Origin of the sequence: Escherichia sp. MOD1-EC6098 (genome assembly GCF_002965865.1) — a bacterium.
GTDB lineage: Bacteria > Pseudomonadota > Gammaproteobacteria > Enterobacterales > Enterobacteriaceae > Escherichia > Escherichia marmotae.
The window spans coordinates 1-17291 of record NZ_PTSN01000001.1 but is presented as its reverse complement, the minus strand read 5'-3'; the positions used below and the strand labels follow the sequence as shown (position 1 = coordinate 17291).

Below are 17291 nucleotides of genomic sequence, written 5' to 3'. Positions count from 1 at the left end.
TGCCAGGGTGGTGGCGATTGAGCCACCCTGGCACGTTCACCGGCTTGAGCGTTCCAAAGTAGCGAGGAACATAAAGTGAACGGAACAGCCTTCAATGTCACATACTCTCCCGGTTGAATGAAACGCCTGATGCGACGCTTTACGCGTCTTATCAGGCCTACATGCCCTCACACCTCATACTCCAAATTATCTTCCTTATGCAGCGGAATAATCTGCACCTTCTGCACGCGATGGCTCTCCACCTGCAACGTTTTGAGCAAATAATCCCCTACCTGTACTTCTTCGCCAGGTTGTGGAATGCGCTGCAAATATTCCATCAGCAGCCCGGCAATGGTGTGATATTCACGCTTCTCGTCCAGCGGCAGCGGCACATATTGCACCAGATCTTCCAGCGGCATATGGCCATTCGCCGTCCAGGAGCCGTCGGCGTTTTTCTGAATATCATGACGGGCGTCGATCTCTTCCACTTCGTTCGGCAGGTTCCCGGCGATGGTTTCGGTGACGTCACTTAATGTCACAATCCCTTCCACTGAGCCAAACTCATCCACCACAAAAGCAAAGTGCGTGCGAGCGTTACGGAACTGCTCGAGGGCAGGTAACAATGGCAAGGTTTCCGGAAATACCAGCGGCTGGCGAATTAACACCCGCAGGTTGAGCGGTTCACCGCGCAGCGACTGTTGCAGCAGGTCGATAACGTGAACAACACCGAGCAAATCTTCGGCGTCGTCACCGTCGGTAACGACCAGACGCGTGTGCTGATTTCGCTCCAGTAACCGGCGGATCTCTTCTTCCGGGGCGTTGAGATCAATATGCTCAATATCGTGACGTGAGGTCATAATGCTGCTGACGGTACGCTGGTTCAGATTGAGTACCCGCTCGATCATCCGCCGCTCCTGCGGATTAAAGATTTGCTGATTATCATGATCCACCAGCATTGACGCGGTTTCGGCATCCAGTTCTGCATCTTCTTTTTGCCCGCTTAACAGGCGCATCACTGCTTCGGTTGTGCGCTGACGCAGCGTCTGATTGGCGGAAAGAAAACGGCGTCGGTTAAAGATGGCTAACTGGTTGAGCGCCTCGATCATCACTGAGAAACCAATAGCAGCGTACAAATACCCCTTCGGAATGGCGAATCCGAAACCTTCCGCGACCAGGCTAAAGCCAATCATCAACAGGAAACTTAAGCACAGTATAACGATGGTTGGGTGGCTATTAACGAACTGAGTTAACGGCTTGCTGGCCATCAGCATCAGACTGATAGCGATAACGACGGCGGCCATCATTACCAGTAAATGATCGACCATCCCAACGGCGGTAATCACCGAGTCGAGAGAGAAGATGGCGTCCAGCACGACTATCTGCGTCACCACGCCCCAGAACTTCGCTCCTTTGCGTTGTGTGGGGTTATTGCTATCTTTCCCTTCCAGCCGCTCGTTCAGCTCCATCGTAGCTTTGAACAGCAGGAAGAAACCACCGAACAGCATGATTAAGTCGCGGGCGCTAAAGGTAAACGAGCGGAAGCTAAACAGCGGTTGGGTCAGAGTGACCAGCCAGGAGATTGACGCCAGCAGTAACAGGCGCATTAACATTGCCAGCAGTAGTCCGGTAACTCGTGCGCGGTCGCGCTGCTTCGGCGGTAGTTTTTCTGCGAGGATGGCAATAAAGACCAGGTTATCAATACCGAGGACCAGTTCGATCACTATCAGCGTGATTAACCCGGCCCAGATAGACGGATCGGCAATCCATTCCATAGTAAGTGCAATACCTATTCGTTGTATGACAAATGTCACAATTCGATCATGGATAATGATGCGCCAAATTGCAATGCTCAGGCATGACTTATCAGATTTTTATTCACAATGAATCCGGTAATCAATCCCCTTTATTTTGTGTTGAAAATAACTCTCTTACCGCAAATATATTTAAGAAATATCGCATATGGAGGTGGTATATTAAATATTGTCAACATAAAGAAACTCCTAAAAGATACAAAAAATAGCCTTCATATAATTCTTAAAAATAGTCAATTACCGATTTGTTACCTTGCCTGCTATTCCTTTAGCTGTAACACTTCTTCCTGAATTATTGGAGAGCAAATATTTAATTACCATAATGCTATCTTATAGTCGGGGAAATAATTTCCGGAATAATGCTTTCACATAGACTGTTGCATGGTGAAAGGGTTGTAAAATTTGAACCAAATCAGTGTATTGGTAGCTAAAAAGCCAGGGGCGGTAGCGTGTCTGGATGCCTGAACGATGAGTCTGAATTATTCTGTCAATAGCCTGCGGATGAAATCAATTTTTTTAGGACTGATGCCAGTTAAATTTTTATTCAATTAACTGCAAGGTAAATGTGCATAGTGATATTGCGACGAATAATGCACAGGATAATGACTCTGCCAAAGTGATAAATAAACAATGATGAAATCCAAAATGAAATTGATGCCATTATTGGTGTCAGTAACCTTGATAAGCGGTTGCACAGTACTTCCGGGCAGCAATATGTCTACGATGGGTAAAGACGTCATCAAACAGCAGGACGCTGATTTCGATCTCGACAAAATGGTGAATGTTTATCCGCTTACCCCACGTCTGGTTGATCAATTACGCCCACGCCCCAACGTGGCGCGCCCTAATATGACGCTGGAAAGTGAGATTGCTAATTACCAGTATCGTGTTGGACCCGGCGATGTTCTTAACGTCACTGTCTGGGATCACCCTGAACTCACCACGCCTGCCGGTCAGTACCGCAGCTCCAGCGATGCCGGTAACTGGGTACAGCCTGACGGCACCATGTTCTATCCGTATATTGGCAAGGTTCACGTGGTGGGCAAAACTCTCGCTGAAATTCGCAGTGATATTACCCGCCGCTTAGCGACATACATCGCTGACCCGCAGGTGGACGTTAATATCGCCGCCTTCCGTTCGCAAAAAGCCTATATCTCCGGCCAGGTGAATAAATCCGGTCAGCAGGCCATTACCAACGTGCCGCTGACCATTCTCGATGCCATTAACGCCGCTGGTGGCCTGACCGACACCGCCGACTGGCGCAACGTCGTTCTGACACACAATGGCCGCGAAGAACGTATTTCTTTGCAGGCGCTGATGCAAAACGGCGATCTCAACCAGAACCGACTGCTTTATCCGGGCGATATTCTTTACGTGCCGCGTAATGACGATCTGAAAGTGTTCGTGATGGGCGAAGTGAAGAAACAGAGCACCCTGAAAATGGACTTTAGCGGCATGACCCTGACTGAAGCCCTGGGCAATGCCGAAGGTATTGATATGACCACCTCTAACGCCAGCGGCATCTTTGTCATTCGTCCACTGAAAGGCGAGGGCGGGCGCGGCGGCAAGATTGCCAACATCTACCAGTTGGATATGTCCGATGCCACTTCGCTGGTGATGGCGACGGAATTCCGCCTCCAGCCTTACGACGTGGTGTATGTCACCACCGCCCCGGTTTCCCGCTGGAACCGCCTGATCAATCAGTTGCTGCCAACTATTAGCGGTGTCCGTTACATGACGGATACAGCCAGCGACATTCATAACTGGTAATCGTCATGTTTAACAACATCTTAGTTGTCTGCGTCGGCAATATTTGCCGCTCCCCGACGGCGGAGCGCTTACTGCAACGTTATCACCCTGAGCTGAAAGTGGAGTCCGCTGGGCTCGGTGCGTTGGTAGGTAAAGGCGCTGATCCTACCGCCATCAGCGTCGCCGCAGAACATCAACTGTCTCTGGAAGGTCACTGCGCCCGGCAAATCAGCCGCCGCCTGTGTCGCAACTATGACCTGATTTTGACCATGGAAAAGCGCCATATCGCCCGTTTATGCGAGATAGCGCCGGAGATGCGCGGCAAAGTGATGCTGTTTGGTCACTGGGATAACGAATGTGAAATCCCCGACCCCTATCGCAAAAGTCGGGAAACGTTTGCAGCGGTGTACACATTACTTGAACGGTCTGCCCGCCAGTGGGCGCAGGCATTGAACGCAGAGCAGGTATAAGAATGACAGAAAAAGTAAAACAACATGCCGCTCCGGTAACGGGCAGTGATGAAATCGATATTGGTCGTCTGGTCGGCACCGTCATTGAAGCGCGCTGGTGGGTGCTTGGCATCACTGCCGTATTCGCCCTCTGTGCCGTGATTTACACCTTCTTCGCCACGCCGATTTACAGCGCCGATGCACTGGTTCAAATCGAACAAAGTGGCGGTAATTCGCTGGTGCAGGACATCGGTTCGGCGTTAGCCAACAAACCGCCAGCATCGGACGCCGAGATCCAGTTGATTCGATCGCGTCTGGTGCTCGGCAAAACGGTTGACGATCTCGACCTTGATATTGCGGTGAGCAAAAACACGTTCCCGATTTTCGGTGCGGGTTGGGATCGTCTGATGGGACGCCAGAACGAGACGGTGAAAGTGACCACCTTTAACCGTCCAAAAGAGATGGCGGATCAGGTATTTACGCTTAACGTTCTGGACAACAAAAACTACACCCTGATCAGTGATGGTGGCTTTAGCGCCCGTGGGCAAGCAGGCCAGATGCTGAAAAAAGAGGGCGTCGCGCTGATGGTCGAAGCCATTCACGCCAGTCCGGGCAGTGCGTTTACGGTTACGAAATACTCCACGCTCGGGATGATTAATCAACTGCAAAATAGCCTGACGGTAACGGAGAACGGCAAAGACGCTGGTGTACTTAGCCTGACTTATACCGGTGAAGATCGCGAACAGATCCGCGACATTCTTAACAGCATCGCCCGTAACTATCAGGAACAAAATATTGAACGTAAGTCGGCAGAAGCGTCGAAAAGCCTCGCCTTCCTCGCACAGCAGTTGCCGGAAGTGCGCAGCCGCCTTGACGTCGCTGAAAACAAACTGAATGCCTTCCGTCAGGATAAAGATTCCGTCGATTTACCGCTGGAAGCAAAAGCAGTGCTCGATTCGATGGTCAACATCGACGCACAGCTTAACGAACTGACCTTTAAAGAGGCGGAAATCTCCAAACTGTATACCAAAGTCCACCCGGCCTACCGTACCTTGCTGGAGAAACGTCAGGCACTGGAAGACGAAAAAGCCAAACTTAACGGCCGGGTGACGGCGATGCCGAAAACTCAGCAAGAGATTGTGCGCCTGACCCGCGATGTGGAATCTGGTCAACAGGTCTATATGCAACTGCTGAATAAAGAGCAGGAGCTGAAAATTACTGAAGCCAGTACCGTCGGTGATGTACGTATTGTTGACCCGGCAATCACCCAGCCTGGTGTACTGAAACCGAAGAAAGGGTTGATTATTCTTGGTGCGATTATCCTCGGCCTGATGCTCTCCATTGTTGGCGTGTTGCTGCGCTCACTGTTTAATCGCGGTATTGAAAGCCCGCAGGTGCTGGAAGAACATGGCATCAGCGTTTACGCCAGCATTCCACTGTCGGAATGGCAGAAAGCACGCGATAGTGTCAAAACGATTAAAGGTATTAAACGCTACAAACAGAGCCAGTTGTTGGCGGTGGGGAATCCAACCGATCTGGCGATTGAAGCCGTCCGCAGTCTGCGTACCAGCCTGCACTTCGCGATGATGCAGGCGCAAAATAATGTGCTGATGCTGACCGGGGTTAGCCCGTCAATTGGTAAAACCTTTGTCTGTGCCAACCTTGCCGCGGTGATCAGTCAGACCAATAAACGGGTGTTGTTGATCGACTGCGATATGCGCAAAGGCTATACCCACGAGTTACTCGGCACCAATAACGTCAATGGCCTGTCGGAGCTACTGATTGGCAAGGGTGATATTGCGGCCAGTGCCAAACCCACTTCGATTCCTAATTTTGACCTGATCCCGCGCGGTCAGGTGCCGCCGAATCCGTCTGAACTTCTGATGAGCGAACGCTTTGCCGAACTGGTGAGCTGGGCGAGTAAAAACTACGACCTGGTGTTGATTGATACGCCGCCGATTCTGGCGGTGACCGATGCGGCAATTGTCGGGCGTCATGCCGGAACCACCTTGATGGTGGCGCGTTATGCGGTCAACACCTTGAAAGAAGTGGAAACCAGCCTCAGCCGTTTTGAGCAGAACGGGATTACGGTGAAAGGGGTGATTCTGAACTCCATCTTCCGCCGCGCCAGTGCGTATCAGGATTATGGCTACTACGAATATGAATATAAGTCGGATGCAAAATAACGAGGTCGGTTTCCCGATACCTGCATTCGCACCGCCCCGTAGGCCGGATAAGGCGTTCACGCCGCATCCGGCAAGCAAACCAGCTCATAAGCCGGGAGAACAAACTATGAAAGAAAATCCGCTGATCTCAATCTATATGCCGACCTGGAACCGCCAACAACTGGCGATTCGGGCGATCAAATCGATTCTGCGCCAGGACTACAGCAACTGGGAGATGATCATCGTTGATGATTGCTCTACGTCCTGGGAACAGTTGCAACAATACGTCACAGCCCTCAATGACCCACGCATCACCTACATTCACAACGATATTAACAGTGGAGCCTGTGCGGTACGCAACCAGGCGATTATGCTGGCTCAAGGGGAATACATCACCGGGATCGATGACGATGACGAGTGGACACCCAACCGCCTGAGTGTCTTCCTCGCCCATAAACAGCAACTGGTCACTCACGCCTTTTTGTACGCTAACGACTACGTTTGCCAGGGCGAAGTCTATTCCCAACCGGCAAGCCTGCCGCTGTATCCCAAATCGCCGTATTCACGCCGCCTGTTCTACAAGCGCAACATCATCGGCAACCAGGTTTTTACCTGGGCGTGGCGTTTCAAAGAGTGCTTGTTCGATACCGAACTGAAAGCGGCACAGGATTACGACATCTTCCTGCGGATGGTGGTGGAGTATGGCGAACCGTGGAAAGTGGAAGAGGCGACGCAGATCCTGCATATCAATCACGGCGAAATGCAGATCACCTCGTCACCGAAAAAATTCTCCGGATACTTCCATTTTTACCGCAAGCACAAAGACAAATTCGACCGCGCCAGCAAAAAGTATCAACTGTTTACCCTCTATCAAATCCGCAATAAGCACATGACCTGGCGCACTTTGCTGACACTGTTGTCAGTGCGCAATGGTAAACGTCTGGCGGACGGGCTGCGGGGGCGCTAAGGATGCTGGAAGATCTGCGCGCCAATAGCTGGAGTCTCCGCCCGTGCTGCATGGTTCTCGCCTATCGCGTTGCCCATTTTTGCTCGGTGTGGCGCAAAAAGAACGTCCTCAACAATCTGTGGGCGGTTCCGCTGCTGGTGCTGTATCGCATTATCACTGAATGCTTTTTCGGTTATGAAATCCAGGCTGCCGCGACCATCGGACGTCGTTTTACCATCCATCACGGCTACGCGGTGGTGATCAATAAAAACGTGGTGGCGGGGGATGATTTCACCATTCGCCACGGTGTCACTATTGGCAATCGAGGAGCCGACAACATGGCGTGCCCCCAAATTGGCAACGGCGTCGAACTCGGTGCCAATGTCATTATTCTTGGCGATATCACCATTGGTCACAACGTGACTGTCGGCGCGGGCAGCGTGGTGCTCGATGCTGTCCCGGACAACGCGCTGGTGGTGGGAGAAAAAGCGCGAGTGAAGGTAATTAAATGAATATATTGCAATTTAATGTGCGGCTGGCGGAGGGCGGGGCGGCAGGCGTGGCGTTAGATCTCCACCAGCGCGCACTGCAACAGGGGCTGGCGTCACATTTTGTCTACGGCTACGGCAAGGGCGGCAAAGAGAGTGTCAGCCATCAAAACTATCCGCAGGTGATTAAACACACCCCACGCCTGACGGCGATGGCGAATATCGCACTGTTTCCACTGTTTAACCGCGACGTGTTCGGCAATTTTAATGCGTTATATCGCACCATTACCCGCACGCAGGGGCCAGTGGTGCTGCATTTTCATGTCCTGCACAGTTACTGGTTGAATCTCAACAACGTGGTGAGATTTTGCGAAAAAGTGAAAAACCACAAGCCAGATGTCACTCTGCTCTGGACGCTGCACGACCACTGGAGTGTCACCGGACGCTGCGCCTTTACCGACGGTTGTGAAGGCTGGAAAACGGGCTGTCAGAAATGCCCGACTCTAAATAACTATCCGCCGGTGAAGGTTGATCGCGCGCACCAGCGAGTTACAGGCAAACGCCAGTTGTTCCGTGAGATGCTGGCGCTGGGCTGTCAGTTTATTTCCCCCAGCCAGCATGTGGCTGACGCTTTCAATAGTCTGTACGGGCCTGGACGTTGCCGGATTATCAATAACGGGATTGACGTGGCAACCGAGGCAATTCTGGCGGAACTGCCACCGGTGCGCGAAACCCAGGGCAAGCCGAAAATCGCTGTGGTGGCGCATGACCTGCGTTATGACGGCAAAACTAACCAGCGACTGGTACGCGAAATGATGGCGCTGGACGATAAAATCGAACTTCATACCTTCGGTAAGTTCTCGCCGTTTAGCGCAGGCAACGTGGTCAATCACGGTTTTGAAACCGACAAACGTAAGCTGATGAGCGCGCTTAATCAAATGGATGCGCTGGTATTTAGCTCTCGCGTCGATAACTACCCGCTGATTTTGTGTGAAGCGTTATCCATCGGTGTGCCGGTGATTGCCACTCACAGCGACGCGGCGTGGGAAGTGCTGCAAAAGTCTGGCGGTAAAACCGTCAGCGAAGAAGAAGTGCTGCAACTGGTGCAGTTAAGTAAACCAGAAATCGCGCAGGCGATATTTGGCACCACACTTACCGGGTTCAGCCAGCGCAGTCGCACCGCCTACAGTGGACAACAGATGCTGGAGGAGTATGTCAAGTTCTATCAGGATCTGTAGCTACCTACTGTTGCCGCTGATTTACCTGCTGGTTAACGTCAAAATCGCCCAGCTTGGCGAAAGTTTTCCCATCACCATCGTCACCTTTTTGCCTGTCTTGTTGTTGCTGTTTTTAGAGCGCATCAGCGTTAAAAAATTGATGATAGCGTTAGGGATTGGTGCGGGACTCACGGCGTTTAACTACCTGTTTGGTCAGTCTTTGGATGCCAGCAAATACGTTACCTCGACGATGCTGTTTGTCTATATCGTGATCATTATTGGCATGGTGTGGAGCATTCGCTTTAAAACCATTTCGCCACACAACCACCGCAAGATATTACGCTTCTTTTATTTGGTGGTTGGGCTGGTGGTGGCGCTGGCGGCGGTGGAGATGGCGCAAATTATCCTTACTGGCGGCAGCAGTATTATGGAGTCGATTTCGAAATACCTGATTTACAGTAACAGCTATGTACTGAATTTCATTAAATTCGGTGGCAAGCGCACCACGGCACTTTATTTCGAACCAGCATTTTTCGCTCTGGCATTAATCTCAATTTGGCTCAGTATCAAACAGTTTGGTATCAAAACCCCTAAAACCGATGCTATGATTCTCGCAGGGATAATATTATCCGGATCGTTTTCAGGGGTTATGACCTTTATCCTGTTTTATTTGCTGGAGTGGGCATTTCAGTATCTGAATAAAGAGGCGATTAAGAAAAAATTACCGCTGGCATTGATTTCTTTGACTGTATTCCTGGTTGGTGTGGTCATTGCGTTTCCTTATATTTCCACCCGTCTGGGAGATTTAGGTACGGAAGGATCGTCATCGTATTATCGTATTGTTGGTCCGCTGGTGATGGTCGGTTATTCTTTGACCCATATTGACGGTGTGGTCAGATTTGGCTCACTTTATGAATATGTCGCATCATTCGGAATATTTAACGGTGCGGATGTCGGAAAAACCATAGACAATGGTTTATATCTGCTGATTATTTATTTTTCCTGGTTCGCGGTGTTTTTATCGCTGTGGTACATGGGGAAAGTGATAAAAATGATGCTCAACGCTTTTGGTGATAACCGCAATTTTCGCGTGCAATTATATCTTTTTACTCCGGTGTCGCTGTTTTTTACCGGTTCAATATTTAGCCCGGAATATGCATTTTTAATCGTCTGTCCGTTTATTTTGCGAAAAGCGTTAAATATACACCCTAAATAATTCGAGTTGCAGGAAGTTGGTGACACAGCGAATCCCAGGAGCGTACACGAGTACGTGACTGGGGGGAGCGAGGAAAACCAACGCACATGCAGCTTGAAGTATGACGGGTATTACGAGGTAAGAACATGTTGCTTAGCATAATCACCGTCGCGTTTCGTAATCTCGAAGGGATAGTTAAAACACACGCCTCCCTGACGCATCTGGCGCAGGCGGAGGATATCAGCTTCGAATGGATTGTTGTCGATGGCGGTTCGAACGACGGCAGCCGTGAGTATCTGGAAAATCTCAATGGTGTTCATAACTTACGCTTTGTCAGTGAGCCAGATAACGGCATCTACGACGCCATGAACAAAGGCATTGCGATGGCGCAAGGCAAATTTGCTTTGTTTCTTAACTCGGGCGATATCTTTCATCCGAATGCCGCGAATTTTGTGCGTAAGTTAAAAACACAACAAGATAACGTGATGGTCACTGGCGATGCGCTGCTGGATTTTGGCGATGGCCATAAAATTAAACGTAGCGCCAAACCTGGCTGGTATATTTATCACAGTCTGCCCGCCAGTCATCAGGCGATATTTTTCCCGGTTTCTGGTCTGAAAAAATGGCGCTATGATCTGGAATATAAAGTTTCTTCCGATTACGCGCTGGCGGCCAAAATGTATAAGGCCGGTTATGCATTTAAAAAACTCAATGGCCTGGTGTCTGAATTTTCCATGGGCGGAATTTCTACCACCAATAATATGGAATTGTGTGCAGACGCCAAAAAAGTACAACGACAAATATTACATGTGCCTGGCTTTTGGGCTGAATTATCCTGGCATTTACGCCAACGTACTACCTCAAAGACGAAAGCCTTATATAACAAAAGCTGAATATAAGGGAAAACGATGCAGGATTTAAGTGGGTTCTCGGTGCCGAAAGGGTTCCGGGGCGGCAACGCGATTAAAGTGCAATTATGGTGGGCGGTACAGGCAACATTATTTGCCTGGTCACCGCAAGTATTGTATCGCTGGCGGGCATTTTTGTTACGTTTATTCGGCGCAAAAATAGGAAAAAACGTAGTTATTCGCCCGTCAGTAAAAATTACTTATCCGTGGAAATTAACTTTAGGTGATTACGCGTGGATCGGTGATGAGGTTAATTTATATACCCTTGGCGAAATTACCATTGGCGCTCATTCGGTAATTTCACAAAAAAGTTATTTGTGTACCGGCAGTCATGATCATGCAAGTGACTATTTCACTATTAACGCCTTGCCAATTGTGATTGGCGAGAAATGCTGGCTGGCGACGGATGTTTTTGTCGCGCCCGGCGTCACTATTGCCGACGGCACCGTCGTAGGTGCGCGAAGCAGTGTTTTTAAATCGCTTCCGGCAAATGTGGTTTGCCGGGGGAACCCCGCAGTGGTGATACGCAAACGCGTTGAAACTGAATAAATTCAAAAAATACAGAGGAATAAGACATGTCAAAAGTCGCTCTCATCACCGGCGTAACCGGACAAGATGGTTCTTACCTGGCAGAACTGCTGCTGGAGAAAGGTTACGAGGTGCATGGTATTAAGCGCCGCGCATCGTCATTCAATACCGAGCGCGTGGATCATATTTATCAGGATCCACACACCTGCAACCCGAAATTCCATCTGCATTATGGCGACCTGAGTGATACCTCCAACCTGACGCGCATTTTGCGTGAAGTACAGCCGGACGAAGTGTACAACCTGGGCGCGATGAGCCACGTTGCGGTTTCTTTTGAATCACCGGAATATACCGCAGACGTTGACGCGATGGGCACGCTGCGTCTGTTGGAGGCGATCCGCTTCCTCGGTCTGGAAAAGAAAACCCGTTTCTATCAGGCTTCCACCTCTGAACTGTACGGTCTGGTGCAGGAAATTCCACAGAAAGAGACTACGCCGTTCTACCCGCGCTCTCCGTATGCGGTCGCCAAACTGTACGCCTACTGGATAACCGTCAACTACCGCGAATCCTATGGCATGTACGCCTGCAACGGCATTCTGTTTAATCATGAATCGCCGCGCCGTGGCGAAACCTTCGTCACCCGCAAAATTACCCGCGCAATCGCCAACATCGCTCAGGGGCTGGAGTCCTGCCTGTACCTCGGCAATATGGATTCCCTGCGTGACTGGGGTCATGCCAAAGATTACGTAAAAATGCAGTGGATGATGCTGCAACAGGAACAGCCAGAAGATTTCGTTATCGCGACCGGCGTTCAGTACTCCGTGCGCCAGTTTGTGGAAATGGCGGCGGCACAACTGGGTATCAAACTGCGCTTTGAAGGCACGGGCGTTGAAGAGAAGGGCATAGTGGTTTCCGTCACCGGGCATGACGCACCAGGCGTAAAACCGGGTGATGTAATTATCGCCGTTGACCCACGTTACTTCCGTCCGGCTGAAGTTGAAACGCTGCTCGGTGATCCGACCAAAGCGCACGAAAAACTGGGCTGGAAACCGGAAATCACCCTCAAAGAGATGGTCTCTGAAATGGTGGCTAACGACCTTGAGGCAGCGAAAAAACACTCTCTGCTGAAATCTCACGGCTACGACGTGGCGATCGCGCTGGAGTCTTAAGCATGAGTAAACAACGTATTTTTATCGCTGGCCATCGCGGGATGGTCGGTTCCGCCATCAAGCGCCAGCTCGAACAGCGCGGCGATGTGGAACTGGTATTGCGTACCCGCGACGAACTGAACCTGCTGGACAGCCGCGCGGTGGATGATTTCTTTGCCAGTGAGCGCATTGACCAGGTGTATCTGGCGGCGGCGAAAGTGGGCGGCATTGTTGCCAACAATACTTATCCGGCGGATTTCATCTACCAGAACATGATGATTGAGAGCAACATCATTCACGCCGCGCATCAGAACGACGTGAACAAACTGCTCTTTCTCGGTTCGTCCTGCATCTACCCAAAACTGGCAAAACAGCCGATGGCAGAAAGCGAGTTGTTACAGGGGACGCTGGAGCCGACCAATGAGCCCTACGCGATTGCCAAAATCGCCGGGATCAAACTGTGCGAATCATACAACCGCCAATATGGACGCGATTACCGCTCGGTCATGCCGACCAACCTGTACGGGCCACATGACAACTTCCACCCGAGTCACTCGCACGTGATCCCTGCATTGCTGCGCCGCTTCCACGAGGCGACAGCACAGAATGCGCCGGACGTGGTGGTGTGGGGCAGCGGCACACCGATGCGCGAATTTCTGCATGTCGATGATATGGCGGCGGCGAGCATTCATGTGATGGAGCTGGCGCACGAAGTCTGGTTGGAGAACACCCAGCCGATGCTGTCGCACATTAATGTCGGCACCGGCGTTGACTGCACCATCCGCGAGCTGGCGCAAACTATCGCTAAAGTGGTGGGCTACAAAGGTCGGGTAGTTTTCGACGCCAGCAAACCGGACGGCACGCCGCGCAAACTGTTGGATGTGACACGCCTGCATCAACTTGGCTGGTATCACGAAATCTCACTGGAGGCGGGGCTTGCCAGCACCTACCAGTGGTTTCTTGAGAATCAAGAGCGTTTTCGGGGGTAATGATGTTTTTACGTCAGGAAGACTTTGCCACAGTAGTGCGCTCGACCCCGCTTGTCTCTCTCGACTTTATTGTCGAGAACAGCCGCGGCGAGTTCCTGCTTGGCAAAAGAACCAACCGCCCGGCGCAGGGTTACTGGTTTGTGCCGGGAGGGCGCGTGCAGAAAGATGAAACGCTGGAAGCCGCATTTGAGCGGCTGACGCTGGCGGAACTGGGGCTGCGACTGCCGATGAAAGCAGGCCAGTTTTACGGCGTCTGGCAGCATTTTTATGACGATAACTTCTCCGGTACAGATTTCACCACCCACTATGTGGTGCTCGGTTTTCGCTTCAGGGTAGCGGAAGAAGAGCTGTTGCTGCCGGACGAACAGCATGACGATTACCGCTGGTTGACGGCGGACGCGCTGCTGGCCAGTGACGATGTTCATGCGAACAGCCGCGCCTATTTTCTCGCTGAGAAGCGTGCCGGAGTGCCTGGCTTATGAAAATTCTGGTCTACGGCATTAACTACTCGCCAGAGCTAACCGGTATCGGCAAATACACTGGCGAGATGGTGGAATGGCTGGCAGCACAAGGTCATGAAGTGCGGGTCATTACCGCGCCGCCTTACTATCCGCAGTGGCAGGTGGGCGAGAACTATTCCGCCTGGCGGTACAAACGGGAAGAGGGCGCAGCCACGGTGTGGCGCTGCCCGCTGTATGTGCCAGAACAGCCCAGTACCCTGAAACGCCTTTTGCATCTTGGCAGTTTTGCCGTCAGCAGTTTCTTCCCGCTGATGGCGCAACGCCGCTGGAGGCCGGATCGCATTATCGGCGTGGTGCCAACGCTGTTTTGCACGCCAGGAATGCGCCTGCTGGCAAAACTCTCTGGCGCGCGTACCGTGCTGCATATTCAGGATTACGAAGTGGACGCCATGCTGGGGCTGGGTCTTGCCGGAAAAGGCAACGGCGGCAAAGTGGCCCGCCTGGCAACAGCGTTCGAACGTAGCGGGCTGCACAACGTTGATAATGTCTCCACGATTTCACGCTCGATGATGAATAAAGCCATCGAAAAAGGCGTGGCGGCGGAAAAAGTCATCTTCTTCCCCAACTGGTCGGAAATCGCCCGTTTTCAGCACGTTGCACAGGCCGATGTCGACGCCCTTCGTAACCAGCTTGGTCTGCCGGATAACAAAAAAATCATTCTTTACTCCGGCAATATTGGCGAAAAGCAGGGGCTGGAAAACGTTATTGACGCCGCCGATCGCCTGCGCGATGAACCGTTGATTTTTGCCATTGTCGGGCAGGGCGGCGGCAAAGCGCGGCTGGAAAAAATGGCGCAGCAGCGTGGACTGCGCAACATGCAATTTTTCCCGCTGCAATCGTATAAAGCCTTGCCCGCGCTGCTGAAGATGGGCGATTGCCATCTGGTAGTGCAAAAACGCGGCGCGGCAGATGCCGTATTGCCGTCGAAACTGACCAATATTCTGGCGGCAGGCGGTAACGCGGTGATTACCGCAGAAGCCCACACAGAACTGGGGCAGCTTTGCGCCACCTTTCCAGGTATTGCAGTTTGCGTAGAACCGGAATCGGTAGAGGCGCTGGTGGCGGGGATCCGCCAGGCGCTCCTGCTGCCCAGACACAACACGGTGGCACGTGAATATGCCGAACGCACGCTCGATAAAGAGAACGTGTTACGTCAATTTATAAATGATATTCGGGGATAATTATGGCGCAGTCGAAACTCTATCCTGTGGTGATGGCAGGTGGCTCCGGTAGCCGCTTATGGCCGCTTTCCCGCGTACTTTACCCCAAGCAGTTTTTATGCCTGAAAGGTGATCTCACCATGCTGCAAACCACCATCTGCCGCCTGAATGGCGTGGAGTGCGAAAGCCCGGTGGTGATTTGCAATGAACAACATCGTTTTATTGTCGCGGAGCAATTGCGTCAACTAAACAAACTCACCGAGAACATTATTCTCGAACCGGTAGGGCGCAACACCGCACCTGCCATTGCGCTGGCGGCACTGGCGACAAAACGCCATAGCCCCGAGAGCGACCCGTTAATGCTGGTGCTGGCGGCGGATCATGTGATTGCCGATGAGGACGCTTTTCGCAGCGCCGTGCGTAATGCCATGCCGTATGCCGAAGCGGGCAAGCTGGTGACCTTCGGCATTGTGCCGGATCTACCTGAAACCGGTTATGGCTATATTCGTCGCGGCGACGTTTCCCCCGGCGAGCAGGATATGGTGGCCTTTGAAGTGGCGCAGTTTGTCGAAAAACCGAATCTGGAAACCGCGCAGGGCTATGTGGCAAACGGTGATTATTACTGGAACAGCGGCATGTTCCTGTTCCGCGCCGGACGCTATCTCGAAGAACTGAAAAAATATCGTCCGGATATTCTCGACGCCTGTGAAAAAGCGATGAGCGCCATCGATCCGGATCTCGATTTTATTCGTGTGGATGAAGAAGCGTTTCTCGCCTGCCCGGAAGAGTCGGTGGATTACGCGGTCATGGAACGCACGGCAGATGCCGTTGTGGTGCCGATGGATGCGGGCTGGAGCGATGTCGGTTCCTGGTCCTCATTATGGGAGATCAGCGCACACACCGCCGAGGGCAATGTTTGCCACGGCGACGTGATTAATCACAAAACCGAAAACAGCTATGTGTATGCCGAATCTGGCCTGGTGACCACCGTTGGGGTGAAAGATCTGGTCGTGGTGCAGACCAAAGACGCGGTGTTGATTGCCGATCGGAACGCGGTGCAGGATGTGAAAAAAGTGGTCGAGCAGATCAAAGCTGATGGTCGTCATGAGCATCGGGTGCATCGCGAAGTGTACCGCCCGTGGGGCAAATATGACTCTATCGACGCAGGCGACCGCTACCAGGTGAAACGCATCACAGTGAAACCGGGCGAGGGGTTGTCGGTACAGATGCACCATCACCGGGCAGAACACTGGGTGGTGGTGGCGGGAACGGCAAAAGTCACCATTGACGGTGATATCAAACTGCTTGGTGAAAACGAGTCCATTTATATTCCGCTGGGGGCGACGCATTGCCTGGAAAATCCGGGGAAAATTCCGCTCGATTTAATTGAAGTGCGCTCCGGCTCTTATCTCGAAGAGGATGATGTGGTGCGTTTTTCGGATCGCTACGGACGGGTGTAAACGCCTTATCCGACCTCTGGTTCGGGTTTTGTAGGCCTGATAAGGCGCGGTAGCGTCGTATCAGGCGCTGGCTGTCGGATGCGGCGTGAACGCCTTATCCGACCTACGGTTCGGATTTTGTAGGCCTGATAAGGCGCGGTAGCGTCGCATCAGGCGCTGGCTGTCGGATGCGGCGTGAACGCCTTATCCGACCTGTGGTTCGGGTTTTGTAGGCCTGATAAGACGCAGTAGCGTCGCATCAGGCGCTGGCTGTCGGATGCGGCGTGAACGCCTTATCCGACCTGTGGTTCGGGTTTTGTAGGCCTGATAAGGCGCGGTAGCGTCGCATCAGGCGCTGGCTGTCGGATGCGGCGTGAACGCCTTATCCGACCTGTGGTTCGGGTTTTGTAGGCCTGATAAGGCGCGGTAGCGTCGCATCAGGCGCTGGCTGTCGGATGCGGCGTGAACGCCTTATCCGACCTGTGGTTCGGGTTTTGTAGGCCTGATAAGGCGCGGTAGCGTCGCATCAGGCGCTGGCTGTCGGATGCGGCGTGAACGCCTTATCCGACCTGTGGTTCGGGTTTTGTAGGCCTGATAAG

General features: G+C 52.0%; 15 protein-coding genes. 14 read left to right on the top strand and 1 reads right to left on the bottom strand.

All coding sequences use genetic code 11. The annotated features are described in order from the left end of the window. Positions 1-167: 167 nt before the first annotated feature. Positions 168-1751: a TerC family protein gene (locus C0K55_RS00080; RefSeq protein WP_000454698.1), complete on the bottom strand. Its 1584-nt coding sequence runs from the start codon at positions 1749-1751 to the stop codon at positions 168-170. A 669-nt stretch (positions 1752-2420) separates the two neighbouring features. Here C0K55_RS00080 and wza point away from each other — a divergent pair. From wza to cpsB, 14 genes are all read left to right on the top strand, one after another. Then, complete coding sequence (wza, locus tag C0K55_RS00070; protein ID WP_000978108.1) at positions 2421-3560, top strand: polysaccharide export protein Wza; 1140 nt, start codon at positions 2421-2423, stop codon at positions 3558-3560. A 5-nt stretch (positions 3561-3565) separates the two neighbouring features. Beyond that, positions 3566-4009 carry a low molecular weight protein-tyrosine-phosphatase Wzb gene (gene wzb, locus C0K55_RS00065; protein WP_000482894.1) on the top strand — a complete coding sequence of 148 codons (444 nt, stop codon included), beginning with the start codon at positions 3566-3568 and terminating at the stop codon, positions 4007-4009. Between the two features lie 2 nt (positions 4010-4011). Beyond that, entirely contained in the window at positions 4012-6174 is a 2163-nt protein-coding gene (gene wzc, locus C0K55_RS00060) for a tyrosine-protein kinase Wzc (protein WP_016248899.1), read from the top strand. A 106-nt stretch (positions 6175-6280) separates the two neighbouring features. Continuing rightward, entirely contained in the window at positions 6281-7120 is an 840-nt protein-coding gene (gene wcaA / locus C0K55_RS00055) for a colanic acid biosynthesis glycosyltransferase WcaA (protein ID WP_105266149.1), read from the top strand. A gap of 2 nt (positions 7121-7122) precedes the next feature. After that, a complete protein-coding gene (gene wcaB / locus C0K55_RS00050; RefSeq protein ID WP_000888754.1) occupies positions 7123-7611 on the top strand; it encodes a colanic acid biosynthesis acetyltransferase WcaB in 489 nt (162 codons plus the stop codon). Further along, positions 7608-8825 (top strand): colanic acid biosynthesis glycosyltransferase WcaC, encoded by a 1218-nt coding sequence (gene wcaC, locus C0K55_RS00045; protein ID WP_105266147.1) that lies wholly within the window; start codon positions 7608-7610, stop codon positions 8823-8825. Before wcaB ends, wcaC begins: the two co-directional genes overlap by 4 nt. After that, positions 8800-10020 carry a colanic acid polymerase WcaD gene (gene wcaD / locus C0K55_RS00040; RefSeq protein WP_105266148.1) on the top strand — a complete coding sequence of 407 codons (1221 nt, stop codon included), beginning with the start codon at positions 8800-8802 and terminating at the stop codon, positions 10018-10020. The genes wcaC and wcaD overlap by 26 nt, the downstream gene beginning before the upstream one ends. A 125-nt stretch (positions 10021-10145) precedes the next feature. Continuing rightward, positions 10146-10892: a colanic acid biosynthesis glycosyltransferase WcaE gene (gene wcaE, locus C0K55_RS00035; protein WP_001516635.1), complete on the top strand. Its 747-nt coding sequence runs from the start codon at positions 10146-10148 to the stop codon at positions 10890-10892. 15 nt (positions 10893-10907) lie between these two features. Beyond that, a complete protein-coding gene (gene wcaF, locus C0K55_RS00030; RefSeq protein WP_001153571.1) occupies positions 10908-11456 on the top strand; it encodes a colanic acid biosynthesis acetyltransferase WcaF in 549 nt (182 codons plus the stop codon). 26 nt (positions 11457-11482) lie between these two features. Continuing rightward, positions 11483-12604, top strand: a complete 1122-nt coding sequence (gene gmd / locus C0K55_RS00025) for a GDP-mannose 4,6-dehydratase (RefSeq protein WP_000048206.1) — start codon at positions 11483-11485, stop codon at positions 12602-12604. Positions 12605-12606: 2 nt separating this feature from the next. After that, a complete protein-coding gene (gene fcl, locus C0K55_RS00020; protein WP_016248895.1) occupies positions 12607-13572 on the top strand; it encodes a GDP-L-fucose synthase in 966 nt (321 codons plus the stop codon). Positions 13573-13574: 2 nt separating this feature from the next. Next, complete coding sequence (gene gmm, locus C0K55_RS00015) at positions 13575-14054, top strand: GDP-mannose mannosyl hydrolase (RefSeq protein ID WP_000479830.1); 480 nt, start codon at positions 13575-13577, stop codon at positions 14052-14054. Further along, positions 14051-15274: a colanic acid biosynthesis fucosyltransferase WcaI gene (gene wcaI, locus C0K55_RS00010; RefSeq protein WP_061090435.1), complete on the top strand. Its 1224-nt coding sequence runs from the start codon at positions 14051-14053 to the stop codon at positions 15272-15274. Before gmm ends, wcaI begins: the two co-directional genes overlap by 4 nt. Positions 15275-15276: 2 nt before the next feature. Further along, positions 15277-16713, top strand: a complete 1437-nt coding sequence (gene cpsB / locus C0K55_RS00005; RefSeq protein ID WP_000079312.1) for a mannose-1-phosphate guanyltransferase — start codon at positions 15277-15279, stop codon at positions 16711-16713. Positions 16714-17291 lie beyond the last annotated feature (578 nt).